This is a genomic window from Luteibacter sp. KNZ12-1A (assembly GCF_056755675.1).
On record NZ_JBPGXU010000081.1, the window covers coordinates 1 to 17,961 of the forward strand.

A 17,961-nucleotide genomic window follows, 5' to 3' on the forward strand; every position below is an offset into this window, starting at 1 on the left:
GCCGCGGGCCGCACATGCGGGGTGCGGGGGGTGGTTGGGGGCGCGGGGGGCCACATCGGGGGGGGGGGGCTTGGGGGGGGCGCGGCTTTGGCGGGCGTGGCCGCGCGTTCCCGGGCGCGCCCCACCCTCACCGCACCGCGTCAGGCAACTCATCCCAGATCTTCGGATCCTCCGCCCCGAGCACCCAGGCGCAGAATCCCTGCAACCCATACTGCTTCGCCACGTCGTACCGGTCGCGGAAGGCGCGCGCATCCGGAAGGAACACCCACTCGCGCATCTGGTCGCGATAGAAATAGAACCACGACTCGTGTTCCACCGGGTCCCACTGCATCGTCGCGCCGAACTGCTTGGCCAGCGGGAACGACGCGTCGGCATCGATGTATTCCGCCGAGATGTTCGAATTCTCCTTGCCGTCCGCGCCCACCGGATTCCCGGCGAACCAGTGGTAACCGTAGAGGCCGATGCCCAGCGACAGCTTCTCCTTCGGCACCACCTTCATCGCGTACTCGAGGTGCTCCATCACCCATGGCATGCCTGCGACCGGCCCGGGCGTGGTCCAGCGCGTGTGCTGGTCGTAGGTCATCAGGCAGACAAGGTCGAGCACCTTGGCCAGCTCCTTCAGGTCGTACGCGCCGCGCCAGTACTCCCACATCCACTTGCCAAAGGCGCCGCGGCCGGCGTAACCCGGCGCGTTCGGTACGACCGCCATGCTCAACTGGAGGCCGTGCTTGTGCAGCGCCTCGTAGGTCTGTTTCGTCAACAAGGTGAGCGCATCGCGATCCGTCCAGGCGATGTTCTCGAAATCGAACTGGAAGCCGCTGAAGCCGTGCAGCTTCGCCTGCTCGATCATGCTCGCGATCATCGCCTTTTTCGCGGTTTCATTGGTCAGCAGCGCATGGAACTTCGCGCGGTCGCCGCCGGCGGAGATGATCGGCATCACGGGCAACCTGTGCGCCTTGGCGATCTTCAACACGTAGGCGTCGGGCGCGCCCGAGACCAGGCCGTTCTCGTCGACGCCGTACCAGGTCGGCACCAGCACGTCGATCTTGTCGACGTGGGCCTCGAACGAAGCGATCGATTTCTGCGATTCCATCATGTAGAAGAGCGCCACCGGCGACTTGGCGAATGCGGCGAGCGGCATCCACAGAAGGCAGGCGAGCAGCGCTACGAGCGGTCGTTTCATGGAGTGGCCTTGGATGGGTTCGCCAGCGTGATGCGATACACGTACGCATCGCTGCCGACGGGATGGGAAGGAAGACGAAGGTGCAGGCCACCGGCATCCTGGGTGAACGGGACGTCGCTGCCGTCGGCGAGCAACTCCACGCGCGTCACGGTGTCGCCGGGCTGGATCGAACGCACCGTGGCCTTGCCCTTGGCGGGCCAGCCCAGTTCGATCGCATAGAGCTTGCCGTTACCCGTGGTGAAGCGGAAATCCTCGGCCGTATAGGGCTTGGTCTTGGTGTCCTGGAAGGTGCCGCCCACCACCTCGGTCGGACCCTCGCCGAACACACGCCACGGCTTGCTGCCGTAGATCGCCTCGCCGTTGGCCTTCAGCCAGCGGCCGACGCTGCGCAAGGTGTCCTGCGCGCCCTGCGGGATGGTTCCATCCGCGCGCGGGCCGATGTTGAGCATCAGGTTGCCGTTCTTGCTGACCACGTCGGCGAGCAGGTGGATGATGAAGGCCGGCGACTTGTAGGTATCGTGCTCGATGTAGCCCCAGGAATCGTTGCTTATCGAGGTATCGGTCTGCCAGTGCGTGGCGTGGATGCCGGTGAGCTGGCCGCGCTCGATATCCAGCGTGCCCGCGCCTTCCGGGAAGTCGCCGAGCTTGTAGTTCACCACGACGCCGTCGCGTTTCGCACCGTCGTTGTAGTAGTACGAAAGCATCGTGGGCAGCGTATTGCGGAACGTCGGGTGGCCGATCCACCAGTCGAAATAGATGAGGTCCGGGTGGTAGTCGTCGATCAGTTCGGCCGTGCGCGCGAGCCAGTCGTCGAGCCAGGCCTGAGAGACATAGGTCCAGTCGTCCGCGACGTTTTCGTCGTGCTTGCTGAGGTGGTCCACGGCCGGGCCGTACAATTCCGCATTCGCCGGGTCGTTCACGTCGGAATCGAAGTGGCGGCCGCCGTCGAAGAACCAGTCGTGCTCGGCACGATGGGAGGAGACACCGAAACGCATGCCCTGCCCCCGTACGGCCTTCGCCAGCAAGCCGATGACGTCGCGTTTCGGTCCCTTCTTCACCGCCGTCCAGTCGGACAGCTTCGAGTCGTACATGGCGAAGCCATCGTGATGCTCGGCTACCGGCACGACGTAACGCGCGCCCGCCTCACGGAACAGCGCGGCCCATGCCTCGGGGTCGAAACGCTCCGCCTTGAACATCGGCACGAAGTCCTTGTAGCCGAAGCGCGACTGTGGCCCGTAGGTGGCCACGTGATGGGCGAACTCCTTCGTGCCCTGCTTGTACATGTTGCGCGAATACCATTCACTGCCGAACGCCGGCACCGAATAGACGCCCCAGTGGATGAAGATGCCGAACTTGGCGTCGTCGTACCACGCGGGCGAGCGATAGGCCTGCAAGGACGCCCAGTCGGGACGGAACGGCCCCTGGCCGGAGCCCTTCGCGACCCGATCCAGGATGGCCCGGCGTTCGGGAGCGAACTTCGCCGAGGCCTTCTGCCAGGCCAGGTCCTGGGCCTGTGGCGACACGCTGCCCGCCGTGGGCGCGGTCGCCCCATCGGCGTGGGCGGCGCCGGCCAGCAGGGCCGCCACGAGGAACACCAATCGTCGTCGCATGCATGGACTCCTTCCGGCAAAAAAAGAACCGGCGGCACCGCAGGGAGGCAGCCACCGCCGGTGCGCGCTAAAGCTTGAAGTTCAGGGTCATCGAGTACGTGCGTCCACTCTTGTACTCACCGATGGGAGCGTACTTGATATCGGCGTACTGGTAGTACGTCGAATCCAGCAGGTTCGTCGCGCTGAGCGTGATGCCGGCCCATGGCGTGATCTGGTACGACGCGCTCAGGTCGAGCTCCTTGTAAGCATCGGAAAACACGTTGGAGTTGAGTCGTCCCACCTGGGTGAAGTACGGCGAGCGGCGGCTGTAGTTGATGCGCGCCGACCACGGCCCGTGCTCGTAGTACGGGATGATGTTGATCGTGTTTTTCGACAGGTACGGCAGGTTCAGCTTGTCGCCGTTGGTCTGGGTCTGCGTGGTGGCCTTGCTGTACGTGTAGTTGGTCTGGATGCCGAAGCCGTGACCGAGGTCCTGCTGGTAGATCAGGGAGAGGCCGGACACTTTCGCGTTGGACGCGTTGATCGGCGAGGTCACCGAATACACGTTGGTCTGGCCGGTGGTCGGATCGGTCAATGCGCGTTCGGACGTCGTGGTGACGATGTAACTGTCGATCTTGCGCACGAAACCCTCGACCGACAGCAGGCTGGCCGGCGCGAAATACCACTCCGCCGACAGGTCGAAGTTGGTCGACTGGTAGGGCTTGAGGTCCGGATTGCCCGCGCTGGCCGTGAAGTTGCCCGTGGCCGCGCCGTTGAGCGACGTGGCGCCGGCCAGGTCGCTGTAGCGCGGACGGGCGATCACTTTCGCCACGGACAGGCGCAGGACCTTGTCCTCGTCGAGGTCATAGGCCACGTTCACCGACGGCAGCGGCTTGTAGTAATGCGTGCTGGTCGACACGCGGCTGTAGGTGCCGCCATCGCTGTTGACGTAGTAGTTCGACGTGTCCTTCGTATCGACGTAACGCACGCCGACATTGCCGCGCCAGCTGCCGGACTGGTAGTTCATCTGCACGTACGCGTCCTTGGTGACCTCGGACACGCCGAACATCGACGGGTAGTTCAGGGTGTACGGTCCCTGCGGCTGCGACTTCAGGTAATCGACGACGCTGCTCTGGCTGGCCGTCGGCCAGTCGGTGAGGTCGCCACTGGCGTGCAGGCCATCGAAAAGGCCACCGGGGGTCGAACCCGGATCGAAATCCGTCAGCGAAATGGGGTCGGTGGTGTTGATGCGGTTGCCGCGCGATTGCGTGCCGTTGAAGTGGTTGGTGTACTTCACGCCCATCTGGATCTGGTTGATCGGGCCCCATTCCAGGTCGCGCGAGGCATCGAACTGCGCATAGCGCTCGCGATCCGTCGTCGTCTCGTAGTAGATGCCGCCGGCCTGGTTCTGGCCCGGCAGCGAGGTGTCGCCCGGGGGCGAACCCGCCGGGGAACCGACCAGCCCCCAGTTGGCCGCCGAACCGTTCTGGTAGCCCACGCTGGTGTTGCGCCCGTCGTATCCGAAGTTGTACCCGCCGTTCTGGAGCAGGTACTTCATGAGGTATTCGGGGTCCTTGCCGCCGCTGGCGCTGGTATAGCCGACCTGGCTGGTGAACACCCAGGCGTCGCCGTTGAAGTCGTGGCGCAGGTTGATGCTCTTGGTCGAGACCTCGGTCTTGCGGTAGTTCGCATCCAGTTCGGCGTACGGTTGCCCGTTCCCCGTGGTGGAGGACACCGTGCCGGAGGTGATGTAGCCGTTGGCGACGTTGATGTCGGTCAGCTTGTTGAGGTCACCGCAGCCGGGACAGACGTAACGCGACTCGCTGAAGTTGTCGTACTTGCCCTTGACGTACAGGCCGGTCAGGTTGAATTCGTTGTGCTCGTCCGGGCGCCATTGCAAGGTCGACTGCAAGCCGTTGCGCTCGCGAGTCTGCTGGAAATAGGCGCTGTTGATGCCCACCGGGATCTTCGCGTTGGCGTAGTTCTGGTCGCCCGTGACGTTCGGGTTGCCGGTGATGTTCGCGCCGGTGGTATAGCCGAAGAACTCGATGCCCGCGCGGGACAGGTTCTCCTTGTCGTGGGTCACGCTGGTGAGGACACCGAACGTGCTGTCGGCGTTCTTCCAGCTCCACAGCGCCGAGGCCCGCGGATTACCCTCTGCCGAACGGTCGTTATAGTTGTAGCCGAGCGAGCCGCGGAGCGTGTTCGCCGGCAGGTCGAGGGGCTTTCGCGTATGGATGATGACCGTGCCACCGATGCTGCCCTCGTCGATGCGGGCCTCGGGCGACTTGTATACCTCCATCAGGCCGATGATCTCGGGCGAAAGCAGCGAATAATTGAACGTGCGGCCGCTGGTATCCGTCGGGTTGCCGCCCCAGTCGCCCGAGGCGATGGTCTGGCCGTTCAACAGCACGCGGTTCAGCGCCGCGTCGGTGCCGTTGACGCTGATCTTCTCGCCTTCGCCGAACTGGCGGTCCACCGTGATGCCAGGCAGGTGCGAGAGCGATTCGGCGGCATTCGTGTCCGGGAACTTGCCGATGTCGGTCGCGCTGATCGCGTCCACGACCGCATTGGCGTTGCGCTTGACGTCGATCGCCTTCTCCAGGCTGCCGCGATAACCGGTGACGGTCACCGCCTGCAATTCCTCCACGCGCTTGTCGGCGGCTTTCTGCTGCGCCGTCTTCGGAGGATCCGCCGGGGCGGGTGTGGCGTCCTGCGCGTGTGCGGCCGTTGCCAGTCCACAGAGGATGCTCGCGCACAACAGGGTCTTGCTGATGGTCATGGATGATCTCCCCGAACGCTGTATTCCGGATACACGCCTTCCGCCCTGCCCGGGCAGCGCATGCTTGTCTTGTGGAACCGCGCCGTTGGCGACGGCACGGGCGTTACCCCTCGCATCCAGCAATGAAACGGAACGGCCCCACGCCGACAACGTTGTCATTTTCCGGATGCAGAACTTCTTGCGATCCGTTCACTGGCGAACTCAGTATTCAGATATGTTTCAACCGATTCAAGTTGCACTGCAACATTTTCTCGAAATGGTTCAGGGCTCTAGACAAGTTCACATATAAACGTAGTATTTATACCTGCGCAGTCGCGCCAAGGAGCATTCATGCCATCGCAGCACGCGAGCCAGACTCCCGCCGCACCACCAGGACGCAGGCCAAGGCCGTTGTCCCGGCTGGCATTCGGCGGCGCTCCGGTAGGCAACCTCTACACCGAGGTGGACGAGGCAGCCGCGCGCCAGACGATCCTCCACGCCTGGACCGGCGGCATCCGCCACTTCGATACCGCGCCCTATTACGGCTTCGGGCTCAGCGAAACGCGGATCGGCGACGCGCTCGCCGGCGTTTCGCGAGAGAGCTACACGCTTTCCACGAAGGTGGGCCGCGTGATCGAAAACGCCGCGGGCCGGCGTGGCGAAGCCGACGGCTTCGCCGTGGACGGCCTCGCCGCACGCTTCGATTACAGCCGCGACGGCGTGCGCCGTGCCCTCGAAGCGAGCCTGCGCCGTCTGCGCACCGACCGCATCGACATCCTCTTCCTGCACGATATCGGCGCGCTCACGCACGGCGAGCGCCACCCCCTCGTACTGGCCCAGGCGCTGGACGAGGCGCTGCCTGAAATGGCGCGCATGCGCGAGGAAGGCCTTGTCGGCGCCATCGGCATCGGCGTGAACGAAGAAGCGGTATGCCTGGACGTGATGCCGCGCTTTCCCCTCGACGCGATCATGCTCGCCGGGCGCTACACGTTGTTCGAACAGGCGGGCAGCACGGCGGTGATGGCGCGGGCCCAGGCCGACGGCGTATCCGTCCTGGTCGCCGGTCCGTACAACTCCGGGCTGCTCGGTGGCACCCATGGCCCTGGCGCGACCTACGACTACGCCCCCGCCACGCCCGACGTGCTCGCACGCGCGCAGCGGTTCTACGACGCGTGCGCGCGCACCGGTGCCGATGTCGGCGCCGCCGCGCTGCAATTCCCCCTCGCCCACCCGGCGGTCGTCAGCGTCGTCTGCGGCCTGCGTTCCGTCGCGGAAGTCGATGCCGCGCTGCTCCGCCAGCGTGCCGAGATCCCCTCGGCCGCATGGAAGGCGCTGCGCGACGAAGGGTTGCTCGACGCCGGAGTACCCACGCCGTGATCGTCGACGCCCATCGCCACTACTGGGACCCTTCGCGGCTCGATTATGCATGGCTGGCACATGCGCCGGCGGCGCTGCGCCGCGCCTTCCTGCCGGGCGACCTGCCCCGGAACGCGGACGCTTGCATCCTCGTCCAGGCCGCGCCGGACGAAGCCGAGACGCGCTTCCTCTTCGAGCTTGCCCGCGACATGCCCGGTGTCATCGGCGTGGTCGGATGGGTCGACCTGGAAAGTCCCGATGTCGAAACCCGTCTCGACCAGTTGATCGCCGATGGCGGCGGCCTGCTCCGTGGCATCCGGCCCATGGTGCAGGACATTCCCGATACGAATTGGCTGGCATCGTCGTCACTCGACAGCGCGTTCGACCTCATCGCCGAACGCGGCCTCGTCTTCGACGCCCTGGTCGATAGCCGGCACCTGCGCGCGCTCTACGGGCGGCTCGGGAAACATACAGGCCTGCGGACCGTGATCGACCACGCCGCAAAGCCGGACATCGCCGCCGGCGAGTTCGCCGAATGGGCCGGCGCCATCGCGCGCCTCGCGCAGATGCCCGATGTCTACTGCAAGTTGTCGGGCTTGCTCACGCTCGCCGATCCGTCGACCGATCCCTCCGCACTGGAACGTTACGTCGCCCACCTGTTCGGGACGTTCGGCGCGGAACGCCTGGTCTGGGGTAGCGATTGGCCGGTGCTGACGACGCATGCCACCTACGACGCCTGGAAAACCCGCGCCGGCGAACTCGTCCGTCGCCACGCGCCCACCGCGGTGGGCGCGGTATTCGGCGGTAACGCGCTAACCCTCTACTCCGCATCGAGGAAACCAGCATGACGCGATCCTTCCTGTCCATCGCATCCATCCGTCGCGGGAAGCCGGCATGAGCGGCCGCCTGGCGGGCAAGCGTGCGCTGGTCACCGCGGCCGGTGCGGGCATCGGCCGCGCCACCGCCCTCGCCTTCGCCGCGGAAGGCGCGACGGTACTGGCGACCGACATCGACGAAGCACAACTGGCCAGCCTCGCCGCCGAACATCCGAACGTGACGACGCGAAGGCTCGACGTGACAGACGCGGCGGCGATCGCCGGCGTCGTCGCCGATGCGGGAGTGATCGACATCCTGTTCAACTGCGCGGGCTACGTGCATGCGGGCACCCTCCTCGACACCGACGACGACGCATGGCGCCGGTCCTTCGCGATCAACGTCGACGGCATGTTCCACACGTGCCGGGCCGTACTACCCGGCATGCTGGAACGTGGCATCGGCAGCATCGTGAACATGTCCTCGGTCGCCTCCAGCATCAAGGGCGTACCGAACCGCTTCGCTTATGGCAGCACCAAGGCCGCCGTCATCGGCCTCACCCGGTCCATCGCCGCCGATTACGTGGCGCGTGGCGTGCGCTGCAACGCCATCTGTCCCGGCACCGTGAAGACACCTTCCCTGGCGGCGCGCGTACGTGCGCTCGGCGGCGACGAAGAAGCCGCATGGCGGGGTTTCACCGATCGCCAGCCGATGGGCCGGCTGGGCGAGCCGCGCGAAATCGCCGCGCTGGCCGTCTACCTGGCCTCCGACGAATCGTCATTCACCACCGGCACCGTCCACGTCGTGGACGGTGGCTGGTCGAACTGAGGAACGCACCCGATGAAACTCGTCCGTTTCGGCGCGCCCGGCAAGGAAACACCCGGCCTCGTCGACGATAGCGGCCAACTGCGCGATCTCTCCGGCGTGGTCGCCGACATCGCCGGCGACGTGCTCGGCAACGCGGGCTTGCGCCGCCTTGCCGCCATCGACCCCGCGACCCTTCCCATCGTGCACGGCGAGCCGCGCCTGGGTACGCCGGTAAGCGGCATCGGCAAGATGATCTGCGTCGGCATGAACTACGCCGACCACGCCGCCGAGACCAACGCGCCGGTGCCCGAACAGCCCGTCCTCTTCATGAAGGCGACTTCCGCCATCGGCGGGCCCAACGACACCGTGGTGATCCCGCGCGGTTCGGTGAAGACCGACTGGGAAGTGGAGCTGGGCGTCATCATCGGCGAGGTGACCCGGGACGTGCGGATCGACGACGCGATGGCGCATGTCGCCGGCTATGCCGTCATCAACGACCTCTCCGAACGCGAGTTCCAGCTCGAGCACGGCGGCCAATGGGTGAAGGGCAAGAGCTGCGACACCTTCGGTCCCATCGGCCCCTGGCTGGTCACGCGCGACGAGGTGGCCGATCCACAGAACCTGTCGCTCTGGCTAGAAGTCAACGGCCACCGCTACCAGAACGGCAATACGCGAACGATGGTGTTCGGCGTGGCGCAGCTGGTGAGCTACATCAGCCGCTACATGACCCTGATGCCAGGCGACGTCATCAGCACGGGCACGCCGGCCGGCGTCGGGCTCGGACTCAAGCCCCCTACCTACCTGAAGCCCGGCGACGTCATCGAGCTGGGCATCGAAGGGCTCGGCCGCCAACGCCAGGATGTCGTGGCGCATTCCAGCCGCCAGTCCTGAATTCCATCGTTACGGATCGATACGTCGCCGGCTAAGGAGGCCGGATCGCATGGTGAAAATTACGGCGCTGGACACGTTCGATGTCCGCTTCCCGACCTCGCTCGACCACGACGGCTCAGACGCGATGAATCCGGACCCGGATTACTCGGCGGCCTATGTGATCCTCCGCACCGATAGCCCGGACGGCCTCTCCGGCTACGGGCTCGTGTTTACGATCGGGCGCGGCAACGACGTGCAGACCGCCGCCCTCGCGGCGCTGGAGCACATGGTGGTCGGCCGCCCCATCGAGGACATCGTCGACCGCCTCGGCGACTTCGCGCGCGAACTCAATGGCGACTCGCAACTACGCTGGCTCGGTCCCGAGAAGGGCGTGATGCACATGGCCATCGGCGCGGTCATCAATGCCGCCTGGGATCTCGCCTCGCGCCGCGCCGGCAAGCCGCTGTGGCGCTTCATCGCCGACATGACGCCCGAGCAACTGGTCGCGCAGATCGACTTCCGCTACCTGACCGATGCGCTGACACCCGCACAGGCGCTGGCCATCCTGCGTGAAGCCGAGCCACACAAGCAGGCGCGCATCGCGCAACTGGAAACGGAAGGGTATCCCGCCTACACCACCTCCCCCGGCTGGCTCGGCTATTCCGACGAAAAGATGCTTCGGCTTGCGCGACAGGCCGTGCAGGATGGCTTCCGCACCATCAAGCTCAAGGTCGGCCTTCGCCTGGAGGACGACATACGCCGCTGCAGGCTGGCACGTGCCACCGTGGGCCCGGACATCGCCATCGCCGTCGACGCCAACCAGCGCTGGGACGTGAACACGGCCATCGAATGGTTGAAACCACTGGAGAACGTGGGCCTCGCCTGGGTGGAGGAACCGACCAGCCCCGACGATGTGCTCGGCCACGCCGCCATCCGTCGCGCCGTCGCACCCACGCCCATCTCCACCGGCGAACACGGGCAGAACCGCGTGATGTTCAAGCAGTTCCTGCAAGCGGGCGCGGTCGATCTCATCCAGATCGACGCGGCACGCGTCGGTGGCGTGAACGAGAACCTCGCCATCCTGCTGTTGGCGGCGCATTTCGGCGTGCGCGTGTTCCCCCATGCCGGCGGCGTAGGGCTGTGTGAACTCGTGCAGCACCTGGCCATGGCCGACTTCGTGGCGATCACGGGCAAGAAGGAAGACCGCGCCATCGAGTACGTGGACCACCTGCACGAGCACTTCGTCGATCCCGTCCGGATCGTGCGTGGCCGGTACATGGCGCCGACCGCCCCGGGCTTTTCCGCCCAGATGCACCCGGCATCCGTCGACGACCACCTGTTTCCCGACGGACTCGTATGGCGCGAACTGTCGCTGACCGTGGACGGCTGAACACATGAGGAGGCCGGTCACCAACATCGCCGACTTGCGTGACCTCGCCAGGCGCCGCGTACCCCGGGCGTTCTTCGAGTACGCGGATCGCGGCGCCTACGACGAATCGACGCTTCGCGGGAACCGAAGCGCGTTCGAGCGCCTGCGCTTCCGCCAGCGCGTGATGCGCGACGTGGACAACCGCTCGCTCGCCACCACGGTGGTGGGCCAGCCACTGAGCATGCCGCTGGCCATCGCGCCGACCGGCCTCACCGGGTTGCAACACGGCAGCGGCGAGATCCACGGCGCCCGTGCCGCCGCGAAGGCCGGCATACCCTTCTGCCTCAGCACGATGTCGATCTGTTCCATCGAACAGGTGCGCGCCGCCACGGACGCGCCGTTCTGGTTCCAGGTCTACGTGATGCGCGACCGCGGCTTCACCCGCGAACTGATTCGCCGCGCGCGCGCCGCCGAGTGTTCGGCCTTGATGCTCACCGTCGACCTGACCGTGCAGGGCCAGCGCCACCGCGAGATCAAGAACGGCTTGTCCGTGCCGCCGAAGATCACCCTGCGCAACCTGTTCGACATCGCGAGCAAGCCGCGCTGGGCGTGGAACGTGTTGCGTGCGCCGAGCCGGTCGTTCGGCAACCTCGACGGGCACATCCAGGGCGCGGACAGCCTGACCACGCTGGCCCAATGGATCGCCAGCCAGTTCGATCCGACATTGAACTGGGACGACCTGAACTGGATTCGCGATCTCTGGCCCGGGAAACTCATCCTCAAGGGCATCCTCGACGCCGAGGACGCACGCCAGGCCGTCGCCCATGGCGTGGACGCCATCGTCGTGTCCAACCACGGCGGGCGCCAGCTGGACGGCGCACCGGCCAGCATCGACGTCCTGCCATCCATCGTGGAGGCGGCCGCTGGCGGCACCGAGGTCTTGCTCGACAGTGGCATCACGAGTGGACAGGACCTGCTCAAGGCGCTCGCCCTGGGCGCCCGCGCAGGACTGATCGGCAAGGCCTTCCTCTACGGGCTCGGCGCGGGCGGTGAAACCGGCGTCACCCAGGCGATCGAGCTGATTCGCAGGGAACTGAGCGTGACGATGGCGCTGACGGGAACGCTAGACGCGGCGAAGGTGTCGCCGGACATCCTCTGGCACGGGTGATCACCCGCAATCGGCCAGGTTGAAGATCTGCCGCATCGGCACCCACTTCTGCCCCGCTTCCGCCCAGGGCAGCGGCTGCTGGAAGGTGGACATCAACGCCTCCCACGCCTGCACCCGTTCGCTCGCCGCGTCGGCCGCCGCCTTGGCCCCGGCATCGAACTCCGGCCCCACGCGCATCAGCATCGTCAAGCGGTTCCCGGTGCGGAAGATGCGCATGTCCTGGATACCCGCATCGCGGATCGAGCGAACCACTTCCGGCCAGATGAATTCCGCCTGGTGCCAACGCTCGTATTCGGCGATCGCCGCCGGGTCGTCGCGCAGGTCGAGCGCGAGGCATTGCCATGTCATGCGATGGCCTCCGCGTGTCCCCGCGAGCGCCGCCAGGCGAAGAGGAAGATCGCCACGAAGCAGAGCATCGGCACCAGCATCGCGTGGGCGATGCCGAAGCGGTCGGAGGTCGCGCCCATCGCCGCGGTGACCACCGCGCCGCCGACGATCGACATCACCAGCAGCGAGGCGCCGAACTTGCGCTCGGTGTCACCGCGCCCTTCGACGCCGAGGGCGAAGATGGTCGGATACATGATCGACATGAAGAAGCTCGACGCCACCAGCGCATAGATGCCGATGCTGCCGGGGACGAAGGCCGCGGTCGTCGCCAGGGCGATGTTGACCAGCGCGAAGGTACTCAGCACGCGCGCCGGACGCAGGTACTTCATCAACGCGGCGCCGGCGAAACGGCCGGCCATGAAACACAGCAAGCCCGCCGTGATGAAATTGGCGGCGGCCTTGTCCGCCGTCCCCGGCATCGTCGCCTGCGCATAGCGGATCATGTAGCTGAAGACGGCGACCTGGGCGCCCACGTAGAAGAACTGCGCCGCCACCGCCGACATGAACCGGCCGTCGCGCAGGAGACGGCCGAGCACGCCCCGCTCCACCAACGCGCCTCCATCCTCGGTCGATGCCGTGCGCGGAAAGCGCGTCACGGCGATGATGACGGCCCACGCGATCACGCCGAGGCCGATGACCAGGTACGGCATCTGTACCGCCGCCGCCTCGCTCTTCATGTAGGCCGTGCGCGCCACCGCGTCCATCGCCGCGAGTTCCGCGGGCGAACGCTCCACGCCGGTGAAGATGAAATGCTGGCCGATCAATACGCCGGTGATCGAGCCGAGGGGATTGAACGCCTGCGCCAGGTTCAGCCGCGACGCCGCCGACTCGCGCGGCCCCAGCAAGGTGACATACGGATTGGCCGAGGTCTCCAGGAAAGCCAGCCCCGCCGCGATCACGAACAGGCCGACGAGGAAGGTGGCATACGTCGCCGTGGCCGCGGCGGGCCAGAACAGCAAGGCGCCCGCGCCGTAGAGCAGCAGGCCGAACACCACTGCCGCCTTGTAGCCGTAGCGGCGCATGAAAACGCCCGCGGGTATGGCGACGAGGAAATATCCGAGGTAGAAAGCACTCTGGACGAGGCCGGCCTGGAAATCCGAGAGGGTGAACGCCTTCTTGAACTGCGCGACGAGCACGTCGTTGAGGTTGTTCGCCACGCCCCAGAGAAAGAACAGGCTGACGATCAACGCCAGCGGAAACCATGGAGCGCGAGAGGGCACGCGCATGGCGGGCACCTCCAACGGCGTGTGCAGCTGCATGCGTGTCTCCTCTACCGTGGCCGGCCCCATTGTGCAAATATGAACTTATAATTCACCTGCATAACAAGCTGCGCTGCAACATAGTCGTCGGCCGCCGTGTGTGCGCCGCCGCGCATGGGGCAAGCTAGACTCGTCCAGCCGTCTTCGTCACCGCCACGGAATGCCATGCCCACAGATTCGCCGAAGTATCGCGCCCCCGCCCTCGACAAGGGCCTCGACATCCTGGAGTTGCTCGCCAAGGCGACGCAGCCCCTTTCCATCGCCGAGATCTCCGACGGCGTCGGCCGTTCCCGCGGCGAGATTTTCCGCATGCTCCAGGTGCTCGAAGAGAGGGACTATATCTCCCGGCCCGATGGCGAAGGTTCCTATTCGCTCACGCCACGCCTGTTCCGCCTCGGCATGGAGCAGCCGCCGGTAAGGAACCTCGTGGAAACGGCCATGCCGGTGATGCACCGCCTCGCCGACGAGATCGACCAGTCCTGTCACCTCGTGGTGCCTTCGCAGGAACAGATCGTGGTGATCGCGCGCGTCGACCCGCCCGGCGAAACCGGCCTCGTGGTCCGCGTGGGACACCGCCGCCCGATATCGCATTCCGCGTCGGGCTATGTCCTCCTGGCCTGGCAGACCGACGACACCCGTGAGCGCTGGTTCCGCACGATGCTCGATCACGAGCCCGGCCTGAAGCGCGCGCGGATCGAGAACACCATCAAGGAAGTCCGCGGCGCCGGCCTCGCCACCATACCCAGCGAAGTGGTGGATGGCGTGACCGACCTTTCCGCCCCGATCATCGAAGGCAACCACGCCGTCTGCGCACTGACCGTGCCCTTCATCGAACGCCGCGGCGCGAAGATCGACATGAAGGCCACCGCGCGCTTGCTGGTGGCCGCGGCGGCCGATATCTCGATCGACCTGTCGCACGGGGCACCGGGCCAGCCGTGACGCGTCAGGCGGGCCTTGGCGGCATGATCAGCATGGCGTCGCCGTAGGAGAAGAACCGGTAACGCTGCAGCACCGCGTAGCGGTAGGCGTCCAGGATCACCTCCTTGCCCGCCAGCGCCGAGACCAGCATCAGCAGGGTCGATTGCGGCAGATGGAAGTTGGTGATCAACGCGTCGACGCTGGTGATCTTGTAGCCAGGGAAGATGAAGATCTGCGTCTCGCCGGCGAATGGGCGCAGCACGCCTTCGACGGTGGCGCTTTCCAGCGCGCGCACGACGGTGGTGCCCACGGCCACGACGCGATGGCCCGCGGCACGGGTCGCGCGGATCTTCTCGACGAGCCCCGCGCCCACGTTCAACCATTCGCGATGCATCACGTGGTCGCGAACGTCTTCCGCGCGCATCGGCTGGAACGTGCCCGCTCCCACGTGCAGGGTGACGTAGCCCATTTCCACGCCGCGCGCCCGCAGCTTTGCGAGCAGGTCTTCGTCGAAATGCAGGCCCGCGGTCGGTGCCGCCACGGCGCCCGGCTCGCGCGCGAACACGGTCTGGTAGCGCTCGGCGTCCACCTCGTCGGCCCCACGTTCGATGTAAGGCGGCAGGGGCATCTCTCCCAGGCGCGAGAGAAGGCGCTCCAGCGGTTCGTCGCTTTCGAAGCGCAGCAGGAAGAATTCACCGTCGCGACCGAGGACGGTCACCATGCTGCCGTCGGCGAGTTCGATGCGTCCCCCCTCCTTCGGCTTCTTGCTGACGCCCAGCTGCGCCCTCGCCTCGTGCGACCCGGTGACCCGTTCGATGAGGATCTCGACCGCGCCACCGGATTCCTTTCGTCCATAGAGGCGGGCCGGGAGGACGCGGGTGTCGTTGAACACCAGCAGGTCGCCGGGCTGGAGCATCTCCGGCAGCTCGGCGAACTTGCGGTCCTTCTTCGTGTGCGCCGCGACGTCGATCACCAGCAACCGGCTGCCCGAGCGCCGGACCAACGGGGCCTGCGCGATGAGTTCGGGCGGAAGATCGAAGTCGAAGTCGGATTTTTTCACGGAAACAACCGGGGCGGAGCGGCGGATGGGGGATTATCGCCCATCGGATGGCCGCCAGCGCCCCCTAGAGCCAGCCCTTCTGCCGGGCCAGGCGATATGCCTCGATCCGGTTGGCCGCGCCCAGCTTGCCGATCGCCTCGGACAGATAGTTGCGGATCGTGCCGTGCGACAGGTTCAACTGGGCGCCGATCTCGCTGGCGGACTGTCCTTCACCGGCCAGGCGGAGCACCTGCCGTTCGCGGTCGTTGAGCGGATCGGCATCCGACCATGCCTCCAGCGCCAGCTGCGGATCGATGGCGCGGCCGCCGCGATGCACGGTCCGCAAGGCCTCGGCCAGGTTCTCGGCGGGCGCGTCCTTCAACAGGTAGCCGCCCACGCCCGCATCCAGCGCACGGCGCAGGAAACCGGGCCGGGCGAAGGTGGTGACGATGATGACCTTTACCGGCAACTCGTGCCGGCGAACCCGCTGGGCGATCTCCAGGCCGGTGAGCCCCGGCATCTCGATATCCGTCACCAAGACGTCGGGCTTGAGCCGCTGGAGTTCGCGCCACGCGGATTCGCCATCGGCGGCGGAGCCAAGCACTTCGATGTCCGATTCCAGGCTGAGCAGCGCGGTCAACGCGCCGCGAACCATGGCCTGATCCTCGGCGAGCAGCACGCGGATCATGCGAAACCTCCCGCCTGCCGGGCATGTGCCGGGATGCCGATCTCAAGTGCCGTTCCCTGCTTCGCCGGCGAGTCGATGGCGAGGCGCCCGCCAATCTGGCGCACGCGCTCGCGCATGCCGGAAACGCCGTTGCCATGCGCGGCGAGGCCGCCGCAGCCGTTGTCCACGATACGCATCGAGAATTCCTGTCCGTTCCGGGTGATGATCACGCGTGCCTCGGTGGCACGCGAATGACGATGGATGTTGGTGATGGCCTCGCGTAATACGAGCGCCAGCGACGCCTCCGTCTGCTCGGGCAAATCGAGGCCGTCGGGCAATTCGACGCTCAAGGCGATGCCGGACGCCTCCAGCATGAGCCGCGCCGATACGAGCTCGCTGGCGAGATCGCCGGCGCGCAGGCCCGTGACCGCGCTACGCACCTCGGCAAGCGTATGCCGCGCCACCCGCTCCACTTCCTCCATCTCCTGCTGTGCTCGTGCGGGATCGGCCAGGGCCAGGCGCTTCGCCAGTTCCGACTTCAACGTGATGAGCGACAACGTATGGCCGAGGAGGTCGTGCAGGTCGCGGCCGATGCGCTCGCGCTCGGCCAGCGTCGCCAGCCGGCGCACTTCCGTTTGCGACAGGCGCAGCTCGGCGTCGCGCCGCGCGCCGCGTACGTAGAGATAGTTACTGAAACCGGCCATGAGGCCGACACCGAACACGACCAGCACATGCACCATCGGCACATGGAAAGCGTAGACCCAGCCCAGCGTGAGCAACGTCGCGATCGCCACGCCGAGCAGCCACACCCTCGCCCGCCGGGCATAGGCGAGCAAGGTCACGCCGATCACGACGTAGCCGAGCGATACCGGATTCACCGCCCACAGGACGAAGCCGAGCGCCACGATGGCGCCGGCATGGAACGGCAGGCGCGACAACGGCGCCACGAACACCGCCACGTAACAGACGAGATAGACCGGGATCGAGGCGATGGTCGGGCCGAACCAGGTCCAGTCGAAGCCCTTCACGGCGAGCGGTGCCTGGATCAGGGCGATGAGCCAGAACACCTGCAAGCCCGCCTGCCAGCGCAGGTACACCGGCGAGCGCAGGCCGCCGAGCAGGGAATCCGGACGCGGCGGGGGAATACGCATCACGAGGCCATCCTGCCCGGTCCCGCCAGGGGCAAGGCCACCGGCGCGCCGGCACTCGCATGCGACAGGAGACGGTCTGCCGGCGTCAACGGCACCTCGATCCGGAGGACGGTGCCCTTCTGGCGGCTCGACTCGAAGACAAGCGTGCCGCCCAGCACGCGCACGCGCTCGCGCATGCCGCAGATGCCATTGCCTTCGCCACCGTCCACGCCCCGCCCGTTGTCCTTGACGGTCATCGTGCAGGCGCGCGTGTCCATGGCCACCGTCACTTCCGCGCACGACGCGCCGGCATGACGATGGATGTTGGTCACGGCCTCACGCAGGACGAGGGCGAGTTCCGCGTCCACGCGCGCGGGAAGCACGGGCATCTCGCTGGTGTAGATGAAGTCGATCATGGCGGTGTTGAGCAGCAGCCGCGCCGCCGCCAGTTCGGCGACGACGCCCGAGGCGCGGATGCCGGTCACGGCCGAACGCACTTCCGCCAGCGCGTCGCGTGCCACCTGCTCGGCTTCCTCCATTTCACGTCGTGGCGCCGGGGCGGGGGGGGGGGGGCCGGGGCGGGGCCCCCACAGCGTAAAAGGGATGAAACACACCGGATTGCGGCGGCGGGGGGGGGGGTGCGGG

Annotated in this window: 16 protein-coding genes; 7 read left to right on the forward strand and 9 right to left on the reverse strand. The window is 66.6% G+C overall.

Annotation, left to right across the window (positions count from 1 at the left end):
• Positions 1-127 precede the first annotated feature (127 nt).
• The 3 genes from ACR9ZJ_RS14580 to ACR9ZJ_RS14590 form a co-directional block, all read right to left on the reverse strand.
• A complete protein-coding gene (locus ACR9ZJ_RS14580; RefSeq protein WP_481288151.1) occupies positions 128-1,183 on the reverse strand; it encodes a glycosyl hydrolase family 18 protein in 1,056 nt (351 codons plus the stop codon).
• The gene (locus ACR9ZJ_RS14585) at positions 1,180-2,793 is read right to left on the reverse strand and encodes an alpha-L-fucosidase (protein ID WP_481288152.1); all 1,614 of its coding nucleotides are present in this window, start codon (positions 2,791-2,793) and stop codon (positions 1,180-1,182) included. The genes ACR9ZJ_RS14580 and ACR9ZJ_RS14585 overlap by 4 nt, the downstream gene beginning before the upstream one ends.
• Positions 2,794-2,860: 67 nt before the next feature.
• On the reverse strand, positions 2,861-5,554 hold the full coding sequence (locus ACR9ZJ_RS14590) for a TonB-dependent receptor (protein ID WP_481288153.1): 2,694 nt from the start codon (positions 5,552-5,554) through the stop codon (positions 2,861-2,863).
• Between the two features lie 330 nt (positions 5,555-5,884).
• Between ACR9ZJ_RS14590 and ACR9ZJ_RS14595 the strand changes: the two genes are divergently transcribed.
• Genes ACR9ZJ_RS14595 through ACR9ZJ_RS14620 form a run of 6 tightly spaced genes read left to right on the forward strand, consistent with a single transcriptional unit; the run spans position 5,885 to position 11,916 of the window.
• On the forward strand, positions 5,885-6,910 hold the full coding sequence (locus ACR9ZJ_RS14595) for an aldo/keto reductase (RefSeq protein WP_481279777.1): 1,026 nt from the start codon (positions 5,885-5,887) through the stop codon (positions 6,908-6,910).
• On the forward strand, positions 6,907-7,737 hold the full coding sequence (locus tag ACR9ZJ_RS14600) for an amidohydrolase family protein (RefSeq protein ID WP_481279776.1): 831 nt from the start codon (positions 6,907-6,909) through the stop codon (positions 7,735-7,737). The genes ACR9ZJ_RS14595 and ACR9ZJ_RS14600 overlap by 4 nt, the downstream gene beginning before the upstream one ends.
• A 46-nt stretch (positions 7,738-7,783) precedes the next feature.
• Positions 7,784-8,530, forward strand: coding sequence for an SDR family oxidoreductase (locus ACR9ZJ_RS14605; RefSeq protein WP_481279775.1), 747 nt, complete (start codon positions 7,784-7,786; stop codon positions 8,528-8,530).
• A gap of 12 nt (positions 8,531-8,542) precedes the next feature.
• Positions 8,543-9,400 carry a fumarylacetoacetate hydrolase family protein gene (locus ACR9ZJ_RS14610; protein WP_481279774.1) on the forward strand — a complete coding sequence of 286 codons (858 nt, stop codon included), beginning with the start codon at positions 8,543-8,545 and terminating at the stop codon, positions 9,398-9,400.
• A gap of 49 nt (positions 9,401-9,449) precedes the next feature.
• Positions 9,450-10,769, forward strand: coding sequence for an L-fuconate dehydratase (locus ACR9ZJ_RS14615; RefSeq protein ID WP_481279773.1), 1,320 nt, complete (start codon positions 9,450-9,452; stop codon positions 10,767-10,769).
• Between the two features lie 4 nt (positions 10,770-10,773).
• On the forward strand, positions 10,774-11,916 hold the full coding sequence (locus ACR9ZJ_RS14620) for an alpha-hydroxy acid oxidase (protein WP_481279772.1): 1,143 nt from the start codon (positions 10,774-10,776) through the stop codon (positions 11,914-11,916).
• Here ACR9ZJ_RS14620 and ACR9ZJ_RS14625 read toward each other — a convergent pair whose 3' ends face one another.
• A complete protein-coding gene (locus ACR9ZJ_RS14625) occupies positions 11,917-12,264 on the reverse strand; it encodes an L-rhamnose mutarotase (RefSeq protein WP_481288154.1) in 348 nt (115 codons plus the stop codon).
• On the reverse strand, positions 12,261-13,562 hold the full coding sequence (fucP, locus tag ACR9ZJ_RS14630) for an L-fucose:H+ symporter permease (RefSeq protein ID WP_481279770.1): 1,302 nt from the start codon (positions 13,560-13,562) through the stop codon (positions 12,261-12,263). The genes ACR9ZJ_RS14625 and fucP overlap by 4 nt, the downstream gene beginning before the upstream one ends.
• A 165-nt stretch (positions 13,563-13,727) precedes the next feature.
• On the opposite strand from fucP, the gene ACR9ZJ_RS14635 reads away from it, so the two are divergent.
• Complete coding sequence (locus tag ACR9ZJ_RS14635) at positions 13,728-14,501, forward strand: IclR family transcriptional regulator (protein ID WP_481279769.1); 774 nt, start codon at positions 13,728-13,730, stop codon at positions 14,499-14,501.
• 4 nt (positions 14,502-14,505) lie between these two features.
• Here ACR9ZJ_RS14635 and queA read toward each other — a convergent pair whose 3' ends face one another.
• The 4 genes from queA to ACR9ZJ_RS14655 form a co-directional block, all read right to left on the reverse strand.
• Positions 14,506-15,540 (reverse strand): tRNA preQ1(34) S-adenosylmethionine ribosyltransferase-isomerase QueA, encoded by a 1,035-nt coding sequence (gene queA, locus ACR9ZJ_RS14640; protein ID WP_481279768.1) that lies wholly within the window; start codon positions 15,538-15,540, stop codon positions 14,506-14,508.
• Between the two features lie 64 nt (positions 15,541-15,604).
• Entirely contained in the window at positions 15,605-16,207 is a 603-nt protein-coding gene (locus ACR9ZJ_RS14645; protein ID WP_306850354.1) for a response regulator transcription factor, read from the reverse strand.
• Positions 16,204-17,337 carry a sensor histidine kinase gene (locus tag ACR9ZJ_RS14650; RefSeq protein WP_481282675.1) on the reverse strand — a complete coding sequence of 378 codons (1,134 nt, stop codon included), beginning with the start codon at positions 17,335-17,337 and terminating at the stop codon, positions 16,204-16,206. The genes ACR9ZJ_RS14645 and ACR9ZJ_RS14650 overlap by 4 nt, the downstream gene beginning before the upstream one ends.
• Complete coding sequence (locus ACR9ZJ_RS14655) at positions 17,337-17,855, reverse strand: sensor histidine kinase (RefSeq protein WP_481288155.1); 519 nt, start codon at positions 17,853-17,855, stop codon at positions 17,337-17,339. The genes ACR9ZJ_RS14650 and ACR9ZJ_RS14655 overlap by 1 nt, the downstream gene beginning before the upstream one ends.
• Positions 17,856-17,961 lie beyond the last annotated feature (106 nt).

Coding starts and splice junctions, on each gene's coding strand:
- ACR9ZJ_RS14580 (WP_481288151.1), bottom strand. CDS start 1,183: ATGAAACGACCGCTCGTAGCGCTGCTCGCCTGCCTTCTGTGGATGCCG.
- ACR9ZJ_RS14585 (WP_481288152.1), bottom strand. CDS start 2,793: ATGCGACGACGATTGGTGTTCCTCGTGGCGGCCCTGCTGGCCGGCGCC.
- ACR9ZJ_RS14590 (WP_481288153.1), bottom strand. CDS start 5,554: ATGACCATCAGCAAGACCCTGTTGTGCGCGAGCATCCTCTGTGGACTG.
- ACR9ZJ_RS14595 (WP_481279777.1), top strand. CDS start 5,885: ATGCCATCGCAGCACGCGAGCCAGACTCCCGCCGCACCACCAGGACGC.
- ACR9ZJ_RS14605 (WP_481279775.1), top strand. CDS start 7,784: ATGAGCGGCCGCCTGGCGGGCAAGCGTGCGCTGGTCACCGCGGCCGGT.
- ACR9ZJ_RS14610 (WP_481279774.1), top strand. CDS start 8,543: ATGAAACTCGTCCGTTTCGGCGCGCCCGGCAAGGAAACACCCGGCCTC.
- ACR9ZJ_RS14615 (WP_481279773.1), top strand. CDS start 9,450: ATGGTGAAAATTACGGCGCTGGACACGTTCGATGTCCGCTTCCCGACC.
- ACR9ZJ_RS14620 (WP_481279772.1), top strand. CDS start 10,774: ATGAGGAGGCCGGTCACCAACATCGCCGACTTGCGTGACCTCGCCAGG.
- ACR9ZJ_RS14625 (WP_481288154.1), bottom strand. CDS start 12,264: ATGACATGGCAATGCCTCGCGCTCGACCTGCGCGACGACCCGGCGGCG.
- fucP (WP_481279770.1), bottom strand. CDS start 13,562: ATGCAGCTGCACACGCCGTTGGAGGTGCCCGCCATGCGCGTGCCCTCT.
- ACR9ZJ_RS14635 (WP_481279769.1), top strand. CDS start 13,728: ATGCCCACAGATTCGCCGAAGTATCGCGCCCCCGCCCTCGACAAGGGC.
- ACR9ZJ_RS14645 (WP_306850354.1), bottom strand. CDS start 16,207: ATGATCCGCGTGCTGCTCGCCGAGGATCAGGCCATGGTTCGCGGCGCG.
- ACR9ZJ_RS14650 (WP_481282675.1), bottom strand. CDS start 17,337: ATGCGTATTCCCCCGCCGCGTCCGGATTCCCTGCTCGGCGGCCTGCGC.
- ACR9ZJ_RS14655 (WP_481288155.1), bottom strand. CDS start 17,855: ATGGAGGAAGCCGAGCAGGTGGCACGCGACGCGCTGGCGGAAGTGCGT.